The sequence below is a fragment of the Pseudomonas sp. PDM22 genome, from assembly GCF_014851965.1.
GTDB lineage: Bacteria > Pseudomonadota > Gammaproteobacteria > Pseudomonadales > Pseudomonadaceae > Pseudomonas.
In genome coordinates this window covers 180,656-202,842 of the sequence record NZ_JACVAR010000008.1, presented here as the reverse complement: position 1 = coordinate 202,842, position 22,187 = coordinate 180,656, and the positions used below count along the sequence as shown (strand labels likewise).

At 65.0% G+C, this 22,187-nt stretch carries 20 protein-coding genes; 15 read left to right on the top strand and 5 right to left on the bottom strand.

Annotated elements, in window-relative coordinates; translation table 11 throughout:
* Positions 1-138 precede the first annotated feature (138 nt).
* Genes IB255_RS25845 through IB255_RS25830 form a run of 4 tightly spaced genes read left to right on the top strand, consistent with a single transcriptional unit; the run spans position 139 to position 4,074 of the window.
* The gene (locus IB255_RS25845) at positions 139-1,224 is read left to right on the top strand and encodes an ABC transporter ATP-binding protein (RefSeq protein WP_081518537.1); all 1,086 of its coding nucleotides are present in this window, start codon (positions 139-141) and stop codon (positions 1,222-1,224) included.
* Positions 1,225-1,280: 56 nt separating this feature from the next.
* On the top strand, positions 1,281-2,396 hold the full coding sequence (locus tag IB255_RS25840) for an ABC transporter substrate-binding protein (RefSeq protein WP_081518538.1): 1,116 nt from the start codon (positions 1,281-1,283) through the stop codon (positions 2,394-2,396).
* A 15-nt stretch (positions 2,397-2,411) separates the two neighbouring features.
* Positions 2,412-3,248 carry an ABC transporter permease gene (locus tag IB255_RS25835; RefSeq protein WP_081518539.1) on the top strand — a complete coding sequence of 279 codons (837 nt, stop codon included), beginning with the start codon at positions 2,412-2,414 and terminating at the stop codon, positions 3,246-3,248.
* 10 nt (positions 3,249-3,258) lie between these two features.
* Positions 3,259-4,074 carry an ABC transporter permease gene (locus IB255_RS25830; RefSeq protein ID WP_081518540.1) on the top strand — a complete coding sequence of 272 codons (816 nt, stop codon included), beginning with the start codon at positions 3,259-3,261 and terminating at the stop codon, positions 4,072-4,074.
* A 297-nt stretch (positions 4,075-4,371) separates the two neighbouring features.
* Here IB255_RS25830 and tusA read toward each other — a convergent pair whose 3' ends face one another.
* Entirely contained in the window at positions 4,372-4,611 is a 240-nt protein-coding gene (gene tusA, locus IB255_RS25825; RefSeq protein ID WP_015477744.1) for a sulfurtransferase TusA, read from the bottom strand.
* Positions 4,612-4,770: 159 nt separating this feature from the next.
* On the opposite strand from tusA, the gene IB255_RS25820 reads away from it, so the two are divergent.
* On the top strand, positions 4,771-6,327 hold the full coding sequence (locus tag IB255_RS25820; protein WP_081518541.1) for an alpha/beta hydrolase: 1,557 nt from the start codon (positions 4,771-4,773) through the stop codon (positions 6,325-6,327).
* Between the two features lie 56 nt (positions 6,328-6,383).
* On the opposite strand, the gene IB255_RS25815 is transcribed toward IB255_RS25820, so the two are convergent.
* A complete protein-coding gene (locus IB255_RS25815; RefSeq protein ID WP_081518542.1) occupies positions 6,384-7,262 on the bottom strand; it encodes a MaoC family dehydratase in 879 nt (292 codons plus the stop codon).
* A 100-nt stretch (positions 7,263-7,362) separates the two neighbouring features.
* Positions 7,363-8,430: a 23S rRNA (cytidine(2498)-2'-O)-methyltransferase RlmM gene (gene rlmM / locus IB255_RS25810; protein ID WP_192211031.1), complete on the bottom strand. Its 1,068-nt coding sequence runs from the start codon at positions 8,428-8,430 to the stop codon at positions 7,363-7,365.
* Between the two features lie 359 nt (positions 8,431-8,789).
* Here rlmM and acnA point away from each other — a divergent pair, with 359 nt between their 5' ends.
* Both acnA and IB255_RS25800 read left to right on the top strand, forming a co-directional pair.
* The gene (acnA, locus tag IB255_RS25805) at positions 8,790-11,522 is read left to right on the top strand and encodes an aconitate hydratase AcnA (protein WP_081518544.1); all 2,733 of its coding nucleotides are present in this window, start codon (positions 8,790-8,792) and stop codon (positions 11,520-11,522) included.
* 195 nt (positions 11,523-11,717) lie between these two features.
* Complete coding sequence (locus IB255_RS25800) at positions 11,718-13,283, top strand: methyl-accepting chemotaxis protein (protein ID WP_081518545.1); 1,566 nt, start codon at positions 11,718-11,720, stop codon at positions 13,281-13,283.
* A gap of 85 nt (positions 13,284-13,368) precedes the next feature.
* On the opposite strand, the gene cprA is transcribed toward IB255_RS25800, so the two are convergent.
* Both cprA and IB255_RS25790 read right to left on the bottom strand, forming a co-directional pair.
* Complete coding sequence (gene cprA / locus IB255_RS25795) at positions 13,369-14,541, bottom strand: cationic peptide resistance protein CprA (RefSeq protein ID WP_225595023.1); 1,173 nt, start codon at positions 14,539-14,541, stop codon at positions 13,369-13,371.
* Between the two features lie 89 nt (positions 14,542-14,630).
* On the bottom strand, positions 14,631-15,329 hold the full coding sequence (locus tag IB255_RS25790; protein ID WP_225595022.1) for an alpha/beta family hydrolase: 699 nt from the start codon (positions 15,327-15,329) through the stop codon (positions 14,631-14,633).
* 121 nt (positions 15,330-15,450) lie between these two features.
* Between IB255_RS25790 and ccoN (IB255_RS25785) the strand changes: the two genes are divergently transcribed.
* From ccoN (IB255_RS25785) to ccoP (IB255_RS25750), 8 genes are all read left to right on the top strand, one after another.
* Complete coding sequence (ccoN, locus tag IB255_RS25785) at positions 15,451-16,875, top strand: cytochrome-c oxidase, cbb3-type subunit I (protein WP_081518546.1); 1,425 nt, start codon at positions 15,451-15,453, stop codon at positions 16,873-16,875.
* A 10-nt stretch (positions 16,876-16,885) separates the two neighbouring features.
* A complete protein-coding gene (ccoO, locus tag IB255_RS25780; RefSeq protein ID WP_017516306.1) occupies positions 16,886-17,494 on the top strand; it encodes a cytochrome-c oxidase, cbb3-type subunit II in 609 nt (202 codons plus the stop codon).
* Positions 17,495-17,498: 4 nt separating this feature from the next.
* Positions 17,499-17,690 carry a CcoQ/FixQ family Cbb3-type cytochrome c oxidase assembly chaperone gene (locus tag IB255_RS25775; protein WP_017516305.1) on the top strand — a complete coding sequence of 64 codons (192 nt, stop codon included), beginning with the start codon at positions 17,499-17,501 and terminating at the stop codon, positions 17,688-17,690.
* Positions 17,687-18,610: a cytochrome-c oxidase, cbb3-type subunit III gene (gene ccoP / locus IB255_RS25770; protein WP_138214736.1), complete on the top strand. Its 924-nt coding sequence runs from the start codon at positions 17,687-17,689 to the stop codon at positions 18,608-18,610. Before IB255_RS25775 ends, ccoP (IB255_RS25770) begins: the two co-directional genes overlap by 4 nt.
* Positions 18,611-18,951: 341 nt before the next feature.
* Complete coding sequence (gene ccoN, locus IB255_RS25765; protein ID WP_081518548.1) at positions 18,952-20,394, top strand: cytochrome-c oxidase, cbb3-type subunit I; 1,443 nt, start codon at positions 18,952-18,954, stop codon at positions 20,392-20,394.
* The gene (ccoO, locus tag IB255_RS25760; protein WP_017516817.1) at positions 20,394-21,002 is read left to right on the top strand and encodes a cytochrome-c oxidase, cbb3-type subunit II; all 609 of its coding nucleotides are present in this window, start codon (positions 20,394-20,396) and stop codon (positions 21,000-21,002) included. The genes ccoN (IB255_RS25765) and ccoO (IB255_RS25760) overlap by 1 nt, the downstream gene beginning before the upstream one ends.
* A 5-nt stretch (positions 21,003-21,007) precedes the next feature.
* Positions 21,008-21,199 (top strand): cbb3-type cytochrome oxidase subunit 3, encoded by a 192-nt coding sequence (locus IB255_RS25755; RefSeq protein ID WP_024763940.1) that lies wholly within the window; start codon positions 21,008-21,010, stop codon positions 21,197-21,199.
* Positions 21,196-22,161, top strand: a complete 966-nt coding sequence (ccoP, locus tag IB255_RS25750; protein ID WP_081518549.1) for a cytochrome-c oxidase, cbb3-type subunit III — start codon at positions 21,196-21,198, stop codon at positions 22,159-22,161. The genes IB255_RS25755 and ccoP (IB255_RS25750) overlap by 4 nt, the downstream gene beginning before the upstream one ends.
* Positions 22,162-22,187 lie beyond the last annotated feature (26 nt).

Here is a 22,187-nt window from a genome sequence, read left to right as displayed (position 1 = left end):
TCGAACAATGAGGGCAAAAAAACGCGATTGATGCGGAGAGAGATTTAACAATACTGCATTAAAAAAAGGCCGCTTATTTTTACCCCGATCCTCACCCGGCGGCCGCTCGAACAAGAACAAGAAATCGAGGTAAGTGCAGTGGAGCGACAGCCCCAACTACGTGCCATCGGCATCGGCAAGAGCTACGGCAGTTTCAACGCGCTGGACAACGTGTCCATCGACATCCAGCAGGGCGAGTTCCTCACCCTCCTCGGGCCTTCGGGCTCCGGCAAGACCACCTTCCTGATGATCCTCGCCGGCTTCCAGGACCCGTCTCGCGGCAAGCTCGAAGAGGGCGGCGCCGACATCACCCGGCGCCCCGCCGAAAAGCGCAACTTCGGCATGGTGTTCCAGGGCTACGCCCTGTTCCCGCACATGAGCATCGAGGACAACGTCGCCTTCCCGCTGAAGATCCGTGGCGTGAAGGCCGAGGAGCGCAACCGCCGCGTACGCCACATGCTCGACGTGGTCGGCCTCGGCGAGCACCTGGGCAAGCGCCCCGGCGAGCTCTCCGGCGGCCAGCAGCAACGCGTGGCCATCGCCCGGGCGCTGGTGTTCGAGCCAGACATGCTGCTGCTCGACGAACCCCTTTCGGCACTGGACAAGAACCTGCGCGAGCAGCTGCAGGCCGAACTGCAGCGCATCCACCGCCAGGTCGGCACCACCTTCGTCTTCGTCACCCACGACCAGAACGAAGCCCTCGCCCTGTCCACCCGCATCGCCATCTTCAACCGCGGCCAACTGGCCCAGGTCGACGACCCGCAGACCATCTACAACCAGCCCAGCAACCGCTTCGTCGCCGAGTTCCTCGGCAAGATGAACCTGTTCCCGCTGAGCCAGGTGGGGCGCGCCGGCGAGCTGGCCTGCGGACGCTTCGGCGAGGCCGAGCTGCGCGCCGGCTACTCGCCGGCCGTGCAGGCCGAAGCACCGCTGCTGGCCGTGCGTCCGGAACACATGCAGCTGCATAGCGTGCCGCCGCAGGTGAACGGCCACAACGTGGTGCAGGCGGTGCTCACCGCCAAGACCTACCAGGGCGCCAGCACCGAGCTGTGCCTGGGTGCCGGCAGCGAGGGCAAGCAACCGATGAGCCTGGCCGTGCATGCCGACCACCAGGCCTCGCGCCTGGAACAGGGCGCCAAGGTCTGGCTGAGCTGGCCCATCGAGAAAAGCCTGCTGATCGCCTGAGTCGCCGAACGCGTTCGTCCCCTATTCGCCATCCCACCTGATCGGGAGCTGCACCCATGTTCAATCCTCACCAGCAAGATTGCATCGAAGTCCTCATCGAAAAGACCCGCCGCGGGCAGATCGACCGCCGCACCTTCCTCAAGGGCATGGGCCTGATGGCGGCCCTGCCGCTGGCCTTGCGCAGCGGCGTGAGCTTCGCCGCCGGCGACAAGCCGCTGGTGGTGGTGAACTGGGGCGGCGACGCCATCAAGGCGTTCGGCAAGGCTTGGACCGAGGGCTTCTCCAAGGCCACCGGGATTCCGGTGAAGATCGACGGCAGCGGCCCCACCGAAGGCGCCATCCGCACCCAGCTGTCCAGCGGCCGGGTGAGCTGGGACGTGGTCGACGCGGAAAGCTCGATCCTGCAGAACCTGGGCAAGGAAGGGCTGGTGCAGGCCATCGACTACAACGTCGTCTCGAAGGACAAGGTGCTGCCCGGCTTCGCCTACGAATACGGCATCGCCGACTACATGCTCAGCTACGTGATCGCCTACGACAGCGAGCGCTTCGGCGACAAGGTGCCCAAGACCTGGGCCGACTTCTGGGACGTGAAGACCTTCCCCGGCAAGCGCACCCTCTACAAGTGGATGAACGGCATGCTCGAGGCCGCGCTGCTGGCCGACGGCGTGGCGCCGGACAAGCTCTACCCGCTGGACGTGGCTCGCGCCATGAAGAAGATCGAGGAGCTCAAGCCCCACGTGCTGGCCTTCTGGGGCTCGGGCGCGGAGACCCAGCAGCTGCTGATCGAGGGCGAAGTGTCCATGGGCGCCATCTGGAACACCCGCGCCCAGGTGATCACCGAGGACAGCGAAGGCCGCATCAAGTGGACCTTCGACAACGCCCTGCTGGGCTGCAGCAACTGGGGCGTGCTCAAGGGCAATCCGGCCGGCACCGAGGCGGCCATGAAGTTCATCGCCTACGCCCAGGACCCGCAGTCCCAGGTCGAGCTGTTCAAGATGTTCGGCAACGGCCCGGCCAACCCCGCCGCCGCCGCGCTGATCCCGGACGACCGCAAGCACCTGAACTGCACCGATCCGTCCAACCTGCCCAAGCAGGTGATGCTCAGCCACGAGTGGTACACCGACCACTACGCGGCGACCCTGGAGCAGTACCTGACCCACATTTCCAAGTGACGCGGAGCGCAGGACATGGCCGATAACGCCCCCTCGCGGCTCAAGCTGGGCGCCCTGCTGCTGCCGCTGCCGGTGGTTCTGATCGTGTTCTACGTACTGCCCTTCCTCGGCGTGCTCGGCTGGAGCGTGACCCTGCCGGAGCCGGGGATCGAGCAGTACCAGCGGATCATGACGGACCCGGCGATCCACGACGTGCTCTGGCGGACCTTCCGCCTGTGCACCACGGTCAGCGTGATCTCCCTGCTGATCGCCTACCTGATGGCCTACTGCTGGGTCTACAGCCCGCCGTTCTGGCAGCGCGTGGTGGAAATCTGCGTGTTCATCCCGTTCTGGCTGTCGGTGCTGGTGCGCGCCTTCGGCTGGCTGATCGCCCTGCGCAGCAACGGCCTGCTCAACGACTGGTTGCAGTACCTGGGCATCACCAGCGAGCCGTTGCAGCTCACCCGCAACGAGATGGGCGTGGTGATCGGCATGGTGCACTTCATGGTGCCCTTCGCGCTGTTCCCGCTGGTGTCGACCATGCGCCGCCTGGACCCGCGCGTGCTGCTGGCCGCGCGCGGCCTGGGCGCCGGGCAGATGCGCACCTTCTGGAGCATCTTCGTGCCGCAGACCATTCCCGGCATCCTCGGCGCCTTCATCATCGTCTTCGTGTTCTGCCTGGGCTTCTTCATCACCCCGGCGATCCTCGGCGGCGGACAGACCGTGATGGTGGCCGAGTACGTCTACCTGCAGATGTTCCAGACCAGCAACTGGGGCCTGGGTGCCGCGCTATCGGTGGTGCTGCTGGCGCTGGTCAGCGGGATGATCTGGGCGCTGCTGCGCATGACCCGCGTCGACAAGCTGGTCGGCTGAGGACTCAACGATGAACGCACACGAAACCAAAGCCCCGAGCCGCCTGCTGGCGACCATGGCGATGATCTTCATGGTCTTCCCGCTGCTGGCGGTGATCCCGGTGTCCTTCACCAGCAAGCGCTTCCTGTCGATGCCCAACGGCAACTGGTCGCTGCGCCATTACCAGGCGTTGCTGGACAGCCCGGAATGGCTCTCGGCGATCGGCCAGAGCCTGATGGTCGCCACCGCCACCTGCATCATCGCGACCGCGCTGGCGGTGAGCTTCAGCCTCGGCATCTGGTACCTGCGCTCGCGCCTGGCGACCCTGCTGATCGGCCTGGTGCTGCTGCCCATGGCGATCCCGCCGATGATCTCGGCGATGGTCCTGTACTTCATGGAAACCAAGGTCAGCCAGTTCGCTCCCGGCCTGGGCTACGACACCCTGTTCGGCCTCACCATCGCGCACATCGTGATGGTGGTGCCCTACGGTGTGGTGACCATGCTGGTGGCGCTGAGCCAACTGGACCGGCGCATCGAACTGGCCGCGCGCAACCTCGGCGCGAGCCTGGGCCAGACCACCTTCATGGTGGTGCTGCCGAACCTCAAGCTGGGCGTGGCGAGCACCGCACTACTGTGCTTCGCGCTGAGCTGGGAGGAGATCGCGGTGACCCTGTTCGTCACCAGCACCGAGGTGAACACCCTGCCGCGGCAGATCTGGTCCGGCCTGCGCGACAACATCGACCCGGCCGTGGCGGCCATTTCGGTGGTACTGATCGCCCTGACCTTCGTCGCGCTGATCGGGCGGATGGTGGCCCAGAAGCTCGCGGCGCGGCCGGCGGGGAGCTGACTCGAAAGACTTTCTGGTATTTCGGTGCGGCCGACAGCCCTCACCCCAGCCCTCTCCCAAAGGGAGAGGGAGCAGAACGTGCCGGCTGACGCCATGGTTTGCACCTGCACCGACCGGTCCCCTCTCCCTCCGGGAGAGGGTTAGGGTGAGGGGGTTGCACCGCAGAGGAGTATCCCGTTCGGTAGGAGCGGACTCCGTCCGCGATCGCGCACCGGCCACTCCCGGCATGAACGGAGCGGCGCCAGGACATCGCGGACAGAGTCCCCTCCTACGCGCCGTCCGACATCGGCGGAATGATCACTCCGCCTTCTTGCGAATCCAGTACAGGTAGGTCCCCGCCTCTTCCTGCTGTTCCACCAGCTCATGGCCGAGGAAGACGCAGAACTTGGGGATGTCGCGGCGGGTGGAAGGGTCGGTGGCGATCACCTTGAGCAGGCCGCCGGCCGGCAGGTCGCGCACCTTGTTGTGCAGCATCATGACCGGCTCGGGGCAGTTCAGGCCGGTGGCGTCGAGAATCGCATCGACAGGCTGGGACATCGCGTAACTCCAGAAAAACCAATGGCGCATTGTCGCGCAAAGCGCACCGTGCGGTCACCCCGCGTCCGTCCGGGTCACCGAACCTTGGTTGGGGGTGGGCGCTGCGGGCGCCGGGCATGCTGGCGCATTCGCCCAGCTCCCATATCGACAGGAATGACGATGCGCGCCCTCCTCTGCCTGTGCCTTGCGCTGCTCGCCGGCTGCGCCGCCCGCGACCAGGTCCCCGACTTCAACGCCAGCGAAGGCAAAGACCTGCCGGCCACCTGGTTCGAGGCCGTCATCACCGCCCGCGACGGCACCAGGCTCTCCGCCACCGTGTTCCAACCGGCGCTCAAGGCCGGCGAAAACGCCCCGCTGATCGTCCACACCCACGGCTGGGGCGGTTGGCGGGTGACCGGTCCGGATGGTTACTACGGCAAGAACATGATGTCCGGCCGCGCCGCGCTGCGCGCCTGGAAGGCCGGTTTCTGGGTGGTCAGCTACGACCAGCGCGGCTGGGGCGGCAGCGACGGGCGCATCGAGATGATGAACCCGCAGTTCGAGGTGCAGGACGCCAGCGCGGTGATCGACTGGGCTGCCACGCACCTGGCGCGGCTGACAATGGACGGCCCGAACGATCCGCGCGTCGGCATGCTCGGCGAAAGCTACGGCGGCGCCGTGCAACTGCTGGCCTCCGCAGAAGACTCGCGCATCGATGCCATCGTCCCCATCGCCACCTGGTACGACCTGGCCGATGCCCTGGCACCGGATGGCCAGCTGAAGATCGGCTGGGGCGGCGTGCTGGTGAGCCTGGGGCTGGCCACCGGCTACGACCTGGGCAAGTTCGTCCAGGCCGATTACCTGCATACCACCGGTGGGCGCATGGCTGCACCGGTGCAGGCGGAACTGCATGCCAACAGCCTTGCCAGCTATTGCGCGGCCGGTCGCCTGCCCCACGCTGACGCCCTGTTGATCCAGGGCCTGCGCGATACGCTGTTCCCGCTGGACCAGGGCCTGCAGATCCGCCAGTGCCTGAAACAGGGCCCGGCGGACGTGCGCCTGCTGGGCATGCAGGGCGGGCACATCCTGCCGCCGCCGTTGCAGGCCTGGAGCGGACTGCCACCGTTCAACAACGAGCCGGTGATCCACTGCGGCTCGCGGGCGATCAACCTCTACACCGGCATCGTCGCCTGGTACGAGGAAAAGCTGCGCAAGCGCCCCGGCGCCGCCGACGGCGTGCCGGACCTGTGCATCAGCCTCGATCTTGACCAGGGCGTGGCGCTGGATGATCTGCCGGCTCCCGGCCCCACCGTGACATTGCCGGGCACCGCCATTCGCCCGGCAGTGAGCGGTCTGCTGCAGCCTTCAAGGTTCATCCCCTTGCAGCGCGTCAGCGAACACAGCGCCCTGCTCGGCAGCGCCGAAGTACGCCTGAACCAGCCGCTGACGGAGCGCCCCGACGCGCAGTTGTTCGCCGCCCTGGCGATTCGCAGCGCCGATGGCAGCACCCGACGCCTAGACGAACAGGTGAAACCGCTGGCAAACCAGGGCAGCACGCGGCTGAACGCCGTCAGCGCCAGCCTCGCGCCGGGGGATGAAATCGGATTGCTGGTGAGCGGGTTCAGCGACCAGTACCTGTTCAACAGTTCCTGGCGGATTGCGCCGGTAGAGCTGCAGGGCGAAGTACAACTGCCCAACCTCATCCCGCTGCAACCACGAGTCGCGGGCTCCCTGTAGGAGCGTCCCATGGACGCGATCGCGGGCATGGCCCGCTCCTACAAAGGGGCGGACCCTCAGCGCAAAGGCCCGTCCGGTGCCTCGTCCAGCTGTGCCAGCAACATCGGCTGGCCATCACCCTCGGCAGGCAGCAGCGCCCACTGCTCCTTCTTGCCCAAGCGGCGGTATACCTGTTTCACCTGGCTACCCAGCGGCAAAGGCGCCTTGAAGTGCGCGTCCAGGCGCACGTTCTCGGCCAGGCGGCGGCCAGTGAGGCTGCGCGCCAGGCCCCACATGCCGTGGGCGAAGGGCTTGCCGAAGCCGTAGTGCGAGGCCATCAGCCGCGACAGGTGCAGCGGGTTGAAGTCGCCGCTGAGCCCGGCGTAGCGCCAGCCGACGATCTTCGGCACGCGCCACTGCACGCCGGAATGCACCGGTGCTTCCAGGGTGTGCCACTGGGCGCGCTCGGGCAGCGGATCAGGCTCGCTCCCGCCATCGAGGAAGTCGCCCCGGCGCAGGTAGGTGGTGATCGACTGCCAGTAGAGCATGTCGTGGTGCCAGGCCTCGGTGACCACGTCCACCTCCAGGCCCAGTTCGCTGCGGCGGCTGGTGAGGATGCGGCAGTCGAACTGCAGCGGCTCGTTCTCGTCGAGCAGACGGTAGCGCTGGATATGGCTGCGCAGGTGGATCAGCCCGACCACCGACAGCGGCATGCGCGAGCGGCTGAGCAGGCGCAGGTGCAGCGGCAGGCTGATGACCTGCGGATAGAGCAGCGGCACGCCCAGCGTCGGGTCGAGGCCGAAATGCTGGCGGTACGCGCGCAGGTGGCGCAGGTCGAATTTCAGGGTGCGACTATCCATCGCCAGGTAGGGCACGCGCTCGCCCTGGCCGAGGCCACGGCGTGGCAGCAGCATGCGGCTGTAACTGCCCAGGAGGGAGGGCAACTTTCGCTTCACGAAGGTCTCCGGAAGATCTCGCGCCGCACAGCATGGGCAATGCCGGGCGGCGCGGCAAGTCACCGAAGGTCGGGTGGCGTGACCGGGCAGTTGCGCGTCGCTAGCGCTCGCCCTTCTCAATGCGGCGCAGGTGGCAGGTCACTTCCTCACGGTCGTGGTAGAGCTGCTTGCAGCCGATCTGCACCTTGAGCCCGCGCTCGCGGAAGGACTCCCCCAGGCGGTCGAGGATGCGCCGCACCTCGGCGTAGCGCTGCTTCATCGGCAACTTGAGGTTGACGATGGCCTCGCGGCACAGCCCCTCGCCGATCCAGGTTTCTATCATCGCGCCGGTTCGCGCGGGCTTCTCGACGATGTCGCAGACCATCCAGTCCATGCGCTGGCGCGGACGGAAGGCATAACCGTCAACGCGCTGGTGCTCGACCAGCCCGGAATACATCAGATTCTCCGCCATCGGCCCGTTGTCCACGGCGACGACGCGCATCTCCCGATTCACCAACTGCCAGGTCCAGCCGCCGGGCGATGCGCCCAGGTCCACGGCAAGCATGTCCGGCGCCAGGCGGCGGTCCCAGTCGGCGCGGGGAATGAAATGGTGCCAGGCCTCTTCCAGTTTCAGCGTCGAACGGCTGGGCGCCTCGCGGGGGAACTTCAGCCGCGGGATGCCCATGGGCCACATGGCGCAGTTGCGCGCCTCGGCAATGCCGATGAAGGCCTCGCGGCCGGAACGGAAGGTCAGCAGCAGGCGCGGCAGGCTGGGGTCTTCCACCAGCTTGCCGGCTTTCACCAGGGCGGCGCGCAGGGGCTTCTCGAACTTGCGGCAGAAAGTCGAAAGTTCCTTGCCATCGTTGGTGTCGAACACCTCCAGCCAGAGGCTGCCGCATTGCGCAAAGCCGGCGAGGGCTTCGAGGATCGCGCCGATACGGTCGGTTTCCGGCAGCGCAGTGAAGCCGTTACCACGCGCCCACTGACGCGGGAAGATCAGCTCAGGGAAACGCAGCTGGCGCATCAGGCGGTCAGCGCCATCGGCGTCCATGCAGATGAACTCGGCGTAGGCGGAGGCCGGCTTGGCTCGGGCGTAGCCGGGGATGTCCAGGCGCGCGGCGTGCTCGGACAGCTCGGCACAGACCTCGTTCTCGAAGCCCGGACGGCAATGCAGTAAGAGGGTATTCATCGGGGTGTCTCCTTGGCCGCGCACTATAGAGGCTGGCCACGAAGGTTTCATGCAGATTCGCCGGAAATATCCCACGACCTGAGCCACTTGTTCTGAACCCCACTCAGGAACCTGGGGTCCAGAACAGATGGCAATACCCCTTCGGGCGGTCTAGCTTGAGTGGTCTGGCCCAGCCCGCCAGAAGACTGCCCGATGATTGCCCTGCCTGGCGAAGATTGCCATCCATCGCAGCCTGCTCAAAAGGAGCAGGCTGCGATGGATCAGGACGTTAGCGCCCTCCTTCGCCAAGTATCGCCAGTGCGCCGTTGATTCGGCCGCGCCGCCGATCACGAGCAGAATCCAAGCCTGAGGAGAATGTCATGCCCGCAGTGGATAGCCTGAACAGCCTGCGCACCCTTGAGGTCGCCGGCAAGACCTATCACTACTACAGCCTGCCTGAAGCGGCGAAGAGTCTGGGAGACCTGGGCAAGCTGCCCATGTCCCTGAAAGTCCTGCTGGAAAACCTGTTGCGCTGGGAGGACGACAACACCGTCACCGGCGACGACCTCAAAGCCCTGGCCGGCTGGCTGAAGACCCGCAGCTCCGAGCGAGAGATCCAGTACCGCCCCGCCCGCGTGCTGATGCAGGACTTCACCGGCGTACCGGCGGTGGTCGACCTCGCCGCCATGCGCGACGCCATGGCCAAGGCCGGCGGCGACCCGCAGAAGATCAACCCGCTGTCCCCCGTCGACCTGGTCATCGACCACTCGGTGATGGTGGACAAGTTCGCCAGCCAGTCCGCCTTCGCCCAGAACGTCGAGATCGAGATGGAGCGCAACGGCGAGCGCTACGCCTTCCTGCGCTGGGGGCAGAACGCCTTCGACAACTTCCGCGTGGTGCCGCCGGGCACCGGCATCTGCCACCAGGTCAACCTGGAGTACCTGGGGCGCACCGTCTGGACCAAGGACGAGGACGGCCGTACCTACGCCTTCCCCGACACCCTGGTCGGCACCGACTCGCACACCACCATGATCAACGGTCTCGGCGTACTCGGCTGGGGCGTGGGCGGCATCGAGGCGGAGGCGGCCATGCTCGGCCAGCCGGTGTCGATGCTGATTCCCGAGGTGATCGGCTTCAAGCTGACCGGCAAGCTGAAGGAAGGCATCACCGCCACCGACCTGGTGCTGACCGTCACCCAGATGCTGCGCAAGAAAGGTGTCGTCGGAAAATTCGTCGAGTTCTATGGCGACGGCCTCGCCGACCTGCCGCTGGCCGACCGCGCCACCATCGCCAACATGGCCCCGGAGTACGGCGCCACCTGCGGCTTCTTCCCGGTGGACGAGATCACCCTGGGCTACCTGCGCCTGTCCGGCCGCCCGGACGACGCGGTCAAACTGGTGGAGGCCTACAGCAAGGCCCAGGGCCTGTGGCGCGAGACAGGCCACGAACCGGTATTCACCGACTCCCTGCAACTGGACATGGGCGACGTCGAGGCCAGCCTCGCCGGGCCCAAGCGCCCGCAGGACCGCGTTGCCCTCGGCCATGTCAGCCAGGCCTTCGATGATTTCCTCGGCCTGCAGATCAAACCCGCCTCCACCGAGGAAGGCCGCCTGCTCAGCGAGGGTGGTGGTGGCGCCGCCGTGGGCGCGGCAGCCCAGACCGGCGAGGCTGACTACCAGCACGACGGCCACACCTATCGGCTGAAGAACGGCGCCGTGGTGATTGCCGCCATCACCTCCTGCACCAACACTTCCAACCCCAGCGTGATGATGGCCGCCGGCCTGCTGGCGAAGAAGGCGCTGGAGAAAGGCCTGCAGCGCAAGCCCTGGGTGAAGAGCTCGCTGGCTCCCGGCTCCAAGGTGGTCACCGAGTACTTCCACGCCGCCGGCCTGACCCGTTATCTCGACGAGCTGGGCTTCGATCTGGTCGGCTACGGCTGCACCACCTGCATCGGCAACTCCGGCCCGCTGCTCGACCCCATCGAGAAGGCCGTGCAGCAGGCGGACCTGACCGTCGCCTCGGTGCTCTCCGGCAACCGCAACTTCGAAGGCCGCGTTCACCCGCTGGTGAAGACCAACTGGCTGGCCTCGCCGCCGCTGGTGGTCGCCTATGCACTGGCCGGCAGCGTACGCACCGACCTGACGAAAGACCCCCTGGGCACCGGCAAGGATGGCCAACCGGTCTATCTGAAGGACATCTGGCCGACCCAGCAGGAAATTGCCGACGCCGTACAGAAGGTCGACACGGCGATGTTCCACAAGGAGTACGCCGAAGTCTTTCAGGGCGATGAGAAATGGCGTGCGATCCAGGTGCCGGACGCCCAGACCTACACCTGGCAGGACGATTCCACCTACATCCAGCATCCGCCGTTCTTCGAGCACATCGCCGAGGCGCCACCGAAAGTCGCGGATATCCAGGGCGCCAACATCCTCGCGGTACTGGGCGACTCGGTGACCACTGACCACATCTCCCCCGCCGGCAACATCAAGAAGGACAGCCCCGCCGGCCGCTACCTCAGCGAGCACGGCGTGGCCTATGCCGACTTCAACTCCTACGGCTCGCGCCGTGGGAACCATGAGGTGATGATGCGCGGCACCTTCGCCAACATCCGCATCAAGAACGAGATGCTCGGCGGCGAGGAAGGCGGCAACACGCTCTACGTTCCCACCGGCGACAAGCTGGCGATCTACGACGCCGCCATGCGTTACCAGCAGGACGGCACGCCGCTGGTGATCGTCGCCGGCAAGGAATACGGCACCGGTTCGTCCCGCGACTGGGCGGCCAAGGGCACCAACCTGCTGGGCGTGAAAGCCGTGATCGCCGAAAGCTTCGAACGTATCCACCGCTCCAACCTGGTGGGCATGGGCGTGCTGCCGCTGCAGTTCCAGGACGGCCAGGACCGCAAGGCGCTGAAGCTGACCGGCAAGGAAGTGCTGAGCATCAGCGGCCTGTCGGGTGAGCTGAAGCCGCACATGAACCTCAAGGTCACGGTGAAGCGCGAGGACGGCAGCCAGGACAGTTTCGAGGTGCTCTGCCGCATCGATACCCAGAACGAAGTCGAGTACTTCAAGGCCGGCGGCATCCTCCACTACGTGCTGCGCAGCCTGATCTAAAGCGGTGCGGCGGCCTGCAACGGGCCGCCGCCCTCCTTCTTTCGTTTCATTTCCGTGACCGATGGCGATACGCTATCGTCATTCTCTCGGCGTCACTCTTCTGACATTTTTCTGTGATCGCCATCAAATTTTCGATCCAGCGGCCGATAAGCTGGACAGACGTGCCAATTCGCCTTTCTCCGAGATCCCAGCCTGATGCGCAACAACCAGCCGATCACCCAGCGTGAACGCACCTTCCCCGCCGAACAGCGGCTGATCTCCACGACCAACGCCCGCGGTGTCATCAGCTACGTCAACGATGCCTTCAGCGCCATCAGCGGCTTCTCCCGCGAGGAGCTGGTGGGTGCCGCGCACAACCTGGTGCGCCATCCGGACGTGCCGCCGGCGGTGTTCGCACACATGTGGACGACCCTGAAGAAAGGCCGCCCCTGGATGGGCATCGTCAAGAACCGCTGCAAGAACGGCGACCATTACTGGGTCAGCGCCTACGTCACGCCGATGTACGAGCACAACGAGATCGTCGGCTACGAATCGGTGCGAGTGAAGCCCACCGCCGAACAGGTACGCCGCGCCGAAGCGCTGTACGCGCGGATCAATGCCGGCAAGTCGGCCATCCCCGCCCGCGACCGCTGGTTGCCGGTGCTGCTGGACTGGCTGCCGTTCATCCTGATCGGCCAGATCGGCTTCCTCATCGGCGTCTGGCTGAACTCCCACTGGGGCTTCCTGCTCGCCGCACTGCTCTCGATCCCGCTGGGCCTGGCAGGCCTGGGCTGGCAGCAACGCGGGCTCAAACGCCTGCTGCGCCTGGCCGAGCAGACTACATCCGACCCGCTGATCGCGCAGATGTACACCGACAGCCGTGGTGCCCAGGCACGCCTGGAAATGTCGATCCTCAGCCAGGAAGCGCGGCTGAAGACCTGCCTGACCCGTTTGCAGGACACCGCCGAAACGCTCACCGAGCAGGCCCGTGAAGCCGACTCCCTGGCCCACCACAGCTCCGCCGGGCTGGACCGCCAGCGCCAGGAAACCGAGCAGGTTGCCACCGCCGTCAACCAGATGGCCGCCACCACCCAGGAAGTGGCCGACAACGTGCAGCGCACCGCCGACGCCACTCGCCAGGCCAACAACCTGACCACCGAAGGCCGGCAGATCGCCGCCGAGACGCGCGAGGCCATGCAGCGTCTTTCCAGCTCCGTGGGCGAAACCGGTGAAGCAGTCAGCCAACTGGCCCGCGACAGCGAGCAGATCGGTGGCGTGGTGGACGTGATCAAGGGCATCGCCGACCAGACCAACCTGCTGGCGCTCAACGCCGCCATCGAAGCTGCCCGCGCCGGCGAGATGGGCCGCGGTTTCGCCGTGGTCGCCGATGAAGTCCGCTCCCTGGCCCAGCGCACTGCCGAGTCCACCGGGCAGATTCACCAGCTCATCGCCAACCTGCAGAACACCGCCACCGAGGCGGTGCGCGCCATGGACTCCGGCCGCCGCCAGGCCGATGAAGGCGTGGAGCGCGTGCTGCAGGCGGACAACGCGCTGGTGGGGATCAGCGACGCGGTGGCCAACATCACCGAGATGGCCACCCAGATCGCCGCCGCTGCCGAGGAACAGAGCGCCGTGGCGGAAGAGATCAACCGCAACATCAGCACCATCGCCAACCTGGCCGACCAGACCTCCGGCGAGGCCCAGCGCACCGCGCTGCTCAGCGAGGAGCTGACGCAGACTGCGCACCGCCAGTACTCGCTGGTGGAGCGGTTCAACCGCTGAGTACGGGCCTGCTGGACGACTTGCAGGAGCGCGCCATGCGCGCGATCGCGGGCATGGCGCGCTCCTGCAGCGGATGCCTATTTAGCTACTTGAAGTCCCACTGCATCTGAGCCGGGATGCTGACATCCCGCGAGGAGTGCACGCACACGTCGAGGTAGTCGGTAAAGCGCGGCGGCGCGGCGATGCCCTCATCCAGCAGACGCTGGTTGTCGAACAGGTAGTTGAGGTCCGCGAAGCCGCTGTACAGGCGTAACGCCCGCAGCACCAGGCGTGGGTTGGCCTTGCCGATGCGGCTCTCGAAGCTGCCGGCCAACTCGCGCAGGTTCTCGCTGCTGACCTTGCGATAACGCGCGCCCACAGGCTCCTCGCCACGAGCGTCGGCATAGGCGCGATCGATCTCGCCGAAGGTGCACGCCGAACCGTGGCCGGCAGAGATGTGGTAGAGGCTGTGGCTCAGTGTTGGCTTCAGCGCCAGGGCTACTAGCGCTTCGGCGCAGTAGTCCACCGGGATCACATCAATCTGCTCGTCCAGGCCGCAGGTGAAGCTCTCCAGGGCGAAGCCCATGCGGAACACCCAGAAAATGCTCCCCGACGCACGACAACCCAGTTCGCGGTGCCCAACCACGATGGACGGGCGCGCCACCACCAGCGGCAACGACGGCAGTTCCTCGCGCATGCGCCGCTCGATCTCGGCCTTGGAGGCGGTGTAGTCCACCAGTTGCTCTTCGCTGTCGGGGAAATCCCACGACTCGCACACTGGCGACTCGCGCTGCGGGCCGCAGCACATGGCGGTCCCTACATGGAGGAAGCGCTTGAGGTTGCGCGACTGGCTGAGCAGGCGGGCAAACGCAAAGGTGCCCTCGACGTTTACCGGCCAGATGCTCGGGTTCTTCGAGAACGAGGCCACCGCCGCGCAGTTGATCACCTGCTCCACACGCATGAGGCGGGCGCGCTCGCCCTGCATCCAAGCGGTGTCCAGCAGGTCGCCGCAGAGAATCTGGTTCTCTTGAAGGCCCTCCAGCGCAGTCTCCGGCACGCAGTGCAGGCGCAGGTTGTCGCGCAGCCGCTCCAGGCCCTGCTCCGGGGTTTCTGCCCGGACGAGGAACAGCAACGCCAGGCTGTGACCGTCGGCGATCAGGTGAGCGGCGACGGCGCCGCCAAGAAAGCCGGTAGCGCCAGTCAGCAGCAGGCTGTGCGCGGCGCCGGGGGCGTATCGGAAGGGTTGGGTGGCAATGCGTTCGGCGTAATCGGGGTTCATGGCAGCGTTCGGCCTGTCCTCTGGAAGCGGGGCGTCGACTGCGGAGAGCCGACGCCGGCGAGGATAGGAACGCCTGCATTAAGGACCGATTAGCGCAATAGAAAAGCTTCGATCCTCGCGGCGGTGCTTTCCAGATGCTGCTCGTGGGTCAACCCGGAAGCCTTGAGCGGTTTGAGGTCGTGGTCGGCAGCCGCCAGCCACTGCAGCTGGATTGCCGGCGACAGCGAGTAGCCCTCGACCGTGGCCCGATCGCCCAGCGCATCACGTTCGCCCTGCACGATCAGGGTCGGCGTCTGCAGTTCGGCGAGATGGGCAACCCGAGGCTTCTCCGGCTTGCCGGCGGCGTAGAACGGGTAGCCGAGACAGACCAGCGCATCAGCGCCAAGCTCGTCCGCCAGCAGGCTGGCCATCCGCCCGCCCATGGACTTGCCGCCAATGGCCAGCTTGCCCTGCACCTCGGCGCGGACCTGCGCGTAAACCTGCCGCCAGCAATCGAGCAACTGCTTCTGGGGGTTTGGCGGACGGCGCTTTCCATCCTCCCGGCGCATAGCCATATAGGGGAACTCGAAGCGCACCACGGAGATACCCCTTTCGGCCAGGCGCGCGGCAATGTCGTCCATGAACGGACTGTCCATCGGCGCACCCGCTCCGTGCGCCAGAACCAGCGTCGCTGACAGTTCGCGCCGTGCCGGGTTCCGCAGCAGCGACAAAGGACCGCAGGCGCCCGCGACAGGGGTCTCAGGTGCCAATTGATCCGAATCAATATTCCGGGAAGTGCCTTTATCCATCCTTCACTCCGCTAATTCCGAATTAGTACCTATCCCAAGGGGGAGGGGCGGCATACGCCGTAAGCCGTAAAAAACCTTGCCGGGATGGGCATAGCCCATAACCGTGGATGGAAGCCCATAAATGAGCACAACCAATCAGACCGCTTATAACTATAAGGTGGTCCGCCAGTTCGCCATTATGACAGTGGTGTGGGGGATCGTCGGCATGGCCGTCGGTGTCCTGATCGCCGCGCAACTGGTGTGGCCGGACCTTAACCTCGGCTTACCGTGGACGAGCTTCGGCCGCCTGCGTCCGCTGCATACCAACGCGGTGATCTTCGCCTTCGGCGGCTGCGCACTGTTCGCCACCAGCTACTATTCGGTGCAGCGTACCTGCCAGACCCGCCTGATTTCCGACACCCTCGCGGCCTTCACCTTCTGGGGTTGGCAGCTGGTGATCCTGTGTGCCGCCATCACCCTGCCGCTGGGCATGACCTCCTCCAAGGAGTACGCCGAGCTGGAGTGGCCGATCGACATCCTGATCACCATTGTGTGGGTTTCCTACGCCATCGTCTTCTTCGGCACGCTGATGAAGCGCAAGACCAAGCACATCTATGTGGGCAACTGGTTCTTCGGCGGCTTCATCCTGACCGTGGCCATCCTGCACGTGGTCAACAACCTGGAAATCCCGGTCAGCCTGACCAAGTCCTACTCGCTCTACTCGGGCGCCACAGACGCCATGATCCAGTGGTGGTACGGGCATAACGCCGTGGGCTTCTTCCTGACTGCCGGCTTCCTGGGGATGATGTACTACTTCGTTCCCAAGCAGGCCGAGCGTCCGGTCTACTCCTACCGCCTGTCCATCGTGCACTTCTGGGCACTGATCGCCGTCTACATCTGGGCCGGCCCGCACCACCTGCACTACACCGCCCTGCCGGACTGGGCTCAGTCCCTGGGCATGGTGATGTCCCTGATCCTGCTGGCTCCGAGCTGGGGCGGCATGATCAACGGCATGATGACCCTCTCGGGCGCCTGGCATAAGCTGCGCACCGACCCGATCCTGCGCTTCCTGGTGGTCTCCCTGGCCTTCTACGGCATGTCCACCTTCGAAGGCCCGATGATGGCCATCAAGACCGTCAACGCCCTCTCCCACTACACCGACTGGACCATCGGCCACGTACACGCCGGCGCTCTGGGCTGGGTAGCCATGGTCTCCATCGGCTCGCTCTACCACATGATCCCGAAGGTCTTCGGTCGCGAGCAGATGCACAGCGTGGGCCTGATCAACACCCACTTCTGGCTGGCCACCATTGGCACCGTTCTGTACATCGCCTCGATGTGGGTCAACGGCATCACCCAGGGCCTGATGTGGCGCGCAGTGAACTCCGACGGCACCCTCACCTACTCCTTCGTCGAAGCCCTGGCCGCTGGCCACCCCGGCTTCATCGTGCGGATGATCGGTGGTGCCATCTTCCTGCTGGGCATGCTGGTCATGGCCTACAACGTCTGGCGCACCGTCGCTGCCGCCAAGCCGGCTGAAATGCAAGCCGCGGCGCAGATGGCCTGAGGAGACCGACATGAAACACGAAGTACTCGAGAAAAACGTCGGCCTGCTGGCCCTGTGCATGGCCGTCGCCGTCAGCATCGGCGGCCTGACCCAGATCGTTCCGCTGTTCTTCCAGGACGTCACCAACACCCCGGTGGAAGGCATGAAGCCCTACACCGCACTGCAACTGGAAGGCCGTGACGTGTACATCCGCGAGGGCTGCGTAGGTTGCCACTCGCAGATGATCCGTCCGTTCCGCGCCGAGACCGAGCGCTACGGCCACTACTCCGTCGCCGGCGAAAGCGTCTGGGACCACCCGTTCCTCTGGGGCTCCAAGCGTACCGGTCCGGACCTGGCCCGCGTCGGCGGGCGCTACTCGGACGACTGGCATCGCGCGCACCTGTACAACCCGCGCAACGTGGTGCCGGAATCGAAGATGCCCGCCTACCCCTGGCTGGTCGAGAACAAGCTCGACGGCAAGGACACGGCGAAGAAACTGGAAGTGATGCGTGTCATGGGCGTGCCCTACACGGACGACGACATCGCTGGCGCCAGCGATTCCGTCAAAGGCAAGACCGAAATGGACGCGGTGGTCGCGTACCTGCAGGTCCTCGGCACCTCCATCAAGAACAAGCGGTGACAGCATGGATATCGGGACCATTCGCGGCCTCGGCACCGTCATCGTGATGGTGGCCTTCGTCGGCGTACTGCTCTGGGCTTACGGCGGCAAACGCAAGGAGCGCTTCGACGAAGACGCGCTACTGCCCTTCGCGGATGACCCGGCAGCCAAGCGTCACGCTGAGCAAGAGCAAGCTTCTAGGAGCAACAACGCATGACTACCTTCTGGAGTCTGTACATCACCGTTCTAACAGTCGGCTCGCTGATCGCCCTGCTGTGGCTGGTATTCGCCACCCGCAGCGGGCAGTCCTCGAACACCACCGACCAGACCATGGGCCATGCCTTCGACGGCATCGAGGAATACGACAACCCGCTGCCCAAGTGGTGGTTCCTGCTGTTCGTCGGCACCATCGTGTTCGCCGCCGGCTACCTGGTCCTCTACCCGGGCCTGGGCACCTGGAAAGGCATCCTGCCGGGCTACGACGGCGGCTGGACCCAGGACAAGCAATGGGAGCGCGAAGAAGCCCTGGCCAAGGAAAAATATGGCCCGATATTCGCCAAATACGCCGCCATGCCCGTGGAAGAAGTGGCAAAAGACCCGCAAGCCATGAAAATGGGCGAGCGTCTCTTCGCCACCTACTGCTCCATCTGCCACGGCTCGGACGCCAAGGGCGCCCAGGGCTTCCCGAACCTGACCGACAGCGACTGGCGCTGGGGCGGTACCGCCCAGGACATCGAGACCACCATCCTCGGTGGCCGTCACGCTGCCATGCCGGCCTGGGGCGAAGTACTGGGCGAGAAAGGCGTTCAGGACGTCGCCGCGTTCGTCACCGCCAACCTCGACGGCCGCAAGCTGCCCGAAGGTGTGACTGCGGACAACGTCGACAACGGCGGCAAGCTGTTCGCTACCACCTGTGTCGCCTGCCATGGTCCGGAAGGCAAGGGCAACCCGATCATGGGTGCGCCTGACCTGACCCACCCGGGCGCCTTCATCTACGGTTCCAGCTACGCACAACTGCAGCAGACCATCCGCCACGGCCGCCAGGGCCAGATGCCAGCGCAGGAGCAATACCTGGGCAAAGACAAAGTGCACATTCTCGCCGGTTACATCTACAACATTTCCGGCCAGGCGAAGTAAACTCCCCGCCCCCAACTCGCGCCCACTAAAACGGGCGCGAGTTTCTTACCCCCGCAATATCGCGACGAAGTGTCGCACCCTCTCTATCTCCTTTCTTCACACCCTTCCGGTTCACGTCTAAGCTGGATTCCATTCGCAAACCTGCAATACGACTAACCTGACCCACTTCCCAGGTTGGTACGGGCGACTCGAAACAGGCGCAAACAGCGGCGCAAAGCGCTTCGGAGCAGGCGTCGAACCGGCACCGTGCCAAGGCCCGGCGCGTTGCAATGGCCACCTGCTTTCTCCATACTTGCCGCCGTTTTTTTGTCCATAAAATCCAAAAACCGTGGAACCTTAGAATGAGCACAGCAATCAGTCCGACTGCTTATAACTATAAGGTCGTCCGCCAGTTCGCCATCATGACGGTGGTCTGGGGGATACTTGGAATGGGGGTGGGTGTTTACATCGCCTCACAGTTGGTTTGGCCCCAGTTGAACCTGGACCTTCCCTGGACCAGTTTCGGGCGCCTGCGTCCGCTGCACACCAACCTGGTGATCTTCGCCTTCGGCGGCTGTGCTCTCTTCGCAACTTCCTACTACGTCGTACAGCGCACCTGTCAGACCCGCCTGATTTCTGACAGCCTCGCGGCCTTCACCTTCTGGGGTTGGCAAGCGGTGATCGTGCTGGCCGGCATCACCCTGCCGCTGGGCTACACCTCCTCCAAGGAGTACGCCGAGCTGGAATGGCCGATCGACATCCTGCTGGCCATCGTCTGGGTCACCTACGCCGTGGTGTTCTTCGGCACCATCGTCAAGCGCCAGACCAAGCACATCTACGTGGGCAACTGGTTCTACGGCGGTTTCATCCTCGTCACCGCCATGCTGCACATCGTCAACAGCGCGGAACTGCCGGTGACCTGGTTCAAGTCCTACTCGGTCTACGCCGGCGCCACCGACGCCATGATCCAGTGGTGGTACGGCCACAACGCCGTGGGCTTCTTCCTGACCACCGGCTTCCTGGGGATGATGTACTACTTCGTTCCGAAGCAGGCCGAGCGTCCGATCTACTCCTATCGCCTGTCCATCGTGCACTTCTGGGCGCTGATCACCCTGTACATCTGGGCCGGTCCGCACCACCTGCACTACACCGCACTGCCGGACTGGGCCCAGTCCCTGGGCATGGTGATGTCCCTGATCCTGCTGGCTCCGAGCTGGGGCGGCATGATCAACGGCATGATGACCCTGTCGGGCGCCTGGCATAAGCTGCGCACCGACCCGATCCTGCGCTTCCTGGTGGTTTCCCTGGCCTTCTACGGCATGTCCACCTTCGAAGGCCCGATGATGGCCATCAAGACCGTCAACTCCCTGTCGCACTACACCGACTGGACCATCGGCCACGTACACGCCGGCGCTCTGGGCTGGGTTGCGATGATCTCCATCGGCTCCCTGTACCACCTGATCCCGAAGGTCTTCGGTCGCGAGCAGATGCACAGCATCGGCCTGATCAACGCCCACTTCTGGCTGGCTACCATCGGCACCGTGCTGTACATCGCCTCGATGTGGGTCAACGGCATCACCCAGGGCCTGATGTGGCGCGCGATCAACGCCGACGGCACCCTCACCTACTCCTTCGTGGAAGCCCTGCAGGCCAGCCACCCGGGCTTCATCGTCCGTGCTCTGGGCGGCGCCTTCTTCGCCTCCGGCATGCTGCTGATGGCCTACAACACCTTCCGTACTGTGCGCGGTTTCAAACTGGCTGACGCCGATGCCGCTGCCCAGATCCCCGCTGTAGGAGCTCACTGATGAAGCACGAAGTAGTCGAGAAGAACATCGGCCTTCTGGCCTTCTTCATGGTCATTGCGGTGAGCATCGGCGGTCTGACCCAGATCGTCCCGCTGTTCTTCCAGGATGTGACCAACAAGCCGGTCGAGGGCATGAAGCCGCGCACCGCGCTGGAACTGGAAGGCCGTGACATCTACATCCGCGAAGGCTGCGTTGGCTGCCACTCGCAGATGGTCCGTCCGTTCCGCGCCGAGACCGAGCGCTATGGCCACTACTCCGTCGCCGGTGAAAGCGTCTGGGATCACCCGTTCCTGTGGGGTTCCAAGCGTACCGGTCCGGACCTGGCCCGCGTCGGCGGCCGCTACTCGGACGACTGGCACCGCGCTCACCTGTACAACCCGCGCAACGTAGTGCCGGAATCGAAGATGCCCTCCTACCCCTGGCTGGTGGAGAACAAGCTCGACGGCAAGGACACGGCGAAGAAAATGGAAGCCCTGCGTACGCTGGGCGTGCCTTACACCGACGAAGACATCGCCGGTGCCCGTGATGCCGTCAAAGGCAAGACCGAGATGGACGCTGTCGTCGCCTACCTGCAAGGCCTCGGCACCATCATCAAGAGCAAACGGTGACAGTGATGGATATCGGGACCATTCGCGGTATCGGCACCGTCGTAGTCATGGTCGCCTTCGTCGGCGTCCTGCTCTGGGCCTATGGCGGCAAACGCAAGGAGCGCTTCGACGAAGACGCCCTGCTGCCCTTCGCGGATGACCCGGTCGCCAAAAAGCACGTCGAGCAAGAGCAAGCTTCTAGGAGCAACAAAGAATGACAACCTTCTGGAGTCTGTACGTCACCGTACTTACCCTGGGCACCATCTTCGCCCTGGCGTGGCTGCTGTTCGCCACCCGTCGCGGTCAGCGCAACGAAGCCACCGATGAAACCGTCGGCCATGCCTTCGATGGCATCGAGGAGTACGACAACCCGCTGCCGAAGTGGTGGTTCATGCTGTTCGTGGCCACCTTCATCTTCGCCCTCGGTTACCTGGTCCTGTACCCGGGCCTGGGCAACTGGAAGGGCCTGCTGCCGGGCTACCAGGACAAGGCCGAATTCGCCAACGGCGAACAAGGCTGGACCGGTGTGCACCAGTGGGAAAAGGAAATGGCCAAGGCCGATGAGAAGTACGGCCCGCTGTACGCCAAGTTCGGCGCCATGCCGATCGAGGAAGTGGCCAAGGACGAGCAGGCCCTGAAAATGGGTAACCGCCTGTTCGCTTCCAACTGCTCCGTCTGCCACGGTTCCGACGCCAAGGGTGCCCACGGCTTCCCGAACCTCACCGACGCCGACTGGCGCTGGGGCGGCGAGCCGAAGGACATCATCGCCACCATCGAAGGCGGTCGCCACGCGGCCATGCCGGCCTGGGGCGAAGTCATCGGCGACCAGGGCGTTCATGACGTAGCTGCCTTCGTCACCACCAAGCTGGACGGCCGCAAGCTGCCCGAAGGCGTGACTGACGAGCAGGTCGCCAACGGCCAGAAGATCTTCTCCACCAACTGCGTGGCTTGCCACGGCGCTGAAGGCAAAGGCACCGCCGCCATGGGCGCGCCGAACCTGACCCACCCGGCTGCGTTCATCTACGGCTCGAGCTTCGCTCAGCTGCAGCAGACCATCCGCTACGGCCGTCAGGGCCAGATGCCGGCTCAGCTGGAGCGTCTGGGCAAAGACCAGGTTCACCTGCTCGCTGCCTACGTGTACAGCCTGTCCCATGGCGAAGGTGAGAAGAGCGCCGAATAAGCCTCTCTTTCCTACACCCATAGCGA

Excerpts from the sequence above, each read along its gene's own strand:
- IB255_RS25840 (WP_081518538.1), top strand. The coding sequence starts at position 1,281 with ATGTTCAATCCTCACCAGCAAGATTGCATCGAAGTCCTCATCGAAAAG.
- IB255_RS25835 (WP_081518539.1), top strand. The coding sequence starts at position 2,412 with ATGGCCGATAACGCCCCCTCGCGGCTCAAGCTGGGCGCCCTGCTGCTG.
- IB255_RS25830 (WP_081518540.1), top strand. The coding sequence starts at position 3,259 with ATGAACGCACACGAAACCAAAGCCCCGAGCCGCCTGCTGGCGACCATG.
- tusA (WP_015477744.1), bottom strand. The coding sequence starts at position 4,611 with ATGTCCCAGCCTGTCGATGCGATTCTCGACGCCACCGGCCTGAACTGC.
- IB255_RS25820 (WP_081518541.1), top strand. The coding sequence starts at position 4,771 with ATGCGCGCCCTCCTCTGCCTGTGCCTTGCGCTGCTCGCCGGCTGCGCC.
- rlmM (WP_192211031.1), bottom strand. The coding sequence starts at position 8,430 with ATGAATACCCTCTTACTGCATTGCCGTCCGGGCTTCGAGAACGAGGTC.
- acnA (WP_081518544.1), top strand. The coding sequence starts at position 8,790 with ATGCCCGCAGTGGATAGCCTGAACAGCCTGCGCACCCTTGAGGTCGCC.
- IB255_RS25800 (WP_081518545.1), top strand. The coding sequence starts at position 11,718 with ATGCGCAACAACCAGCCGATCACCCAGCGTGAACGCACCTTCCCCGCC.
- cprA (WP_225595023.1), bottom strand. The coding sequence starts at position 14,541 with ATGAACCCCGATTACGCCGAACGCATTGCCACCCAACCCTTCCGATAC.
- IB255_RS25790 (WP_225595022.1), bottom strand. The coding sequence starts at position 15,329 with ATGGATAAAGGCACTTCCCGGAATATTGATTCGGATCAATTGGCACCT.
- ccoN (WP_081518546.1), top strand. The coding sequence starts at position 15,451 with ATGAGCACAACCAATCAGACCGCTTATAACTATAAGGTGGTCCGCCAG.
- ccoO (WP_017516306.1), top strand. The coding sequence starts at position 16,886 with ATGAAACACGAAGTACTCGAGAAAAACGTCGGCCTGCTGGCCCTGTGC.
- IB255_RS25775 (WP_017516305.1), top strand. The coding sequence starts at position 17,499 with ATGGATATCGGGACCATTCGCGGCCTCGGCACCGTCATCGTGATGGTG.
- ccoP (WP_138214736.1), top strand. The coding sequence starts at position 17,687 with ATGACTACCTTCTGGAGTCTGTACATCACCGTTCTAACAGTCGGCTCG.
- ccoN (WP_081518548.1), top strand. The coding sequence starts at position 18,952 with ATGAGCACAGCAATCAGTCCGACTGCTTATAACTATAAGGTCGTCCGC.
- ccoO (WP_017516817.1), top strand. The coding sequence starts at position 20,394 with ATGAAGCACGAAGTAGTCGAGAAGAACATCGGCCTTCTGGCCTTCTTC.
- IB255_RS25755 (WP_024763940.1), top strand. The coding sequence starts at position 21,008 with ATGGATATCGGGACCATTCGCGGTATCGGCACCGTCGTAGTCATGGTC.
- ccoP (WP_081518549.1), top strand. The coding sequence starts at position 21,196 with ATGACAACCTTCTGGAGTCTGTACGTCACCGTACTTACCCTGGGCACC.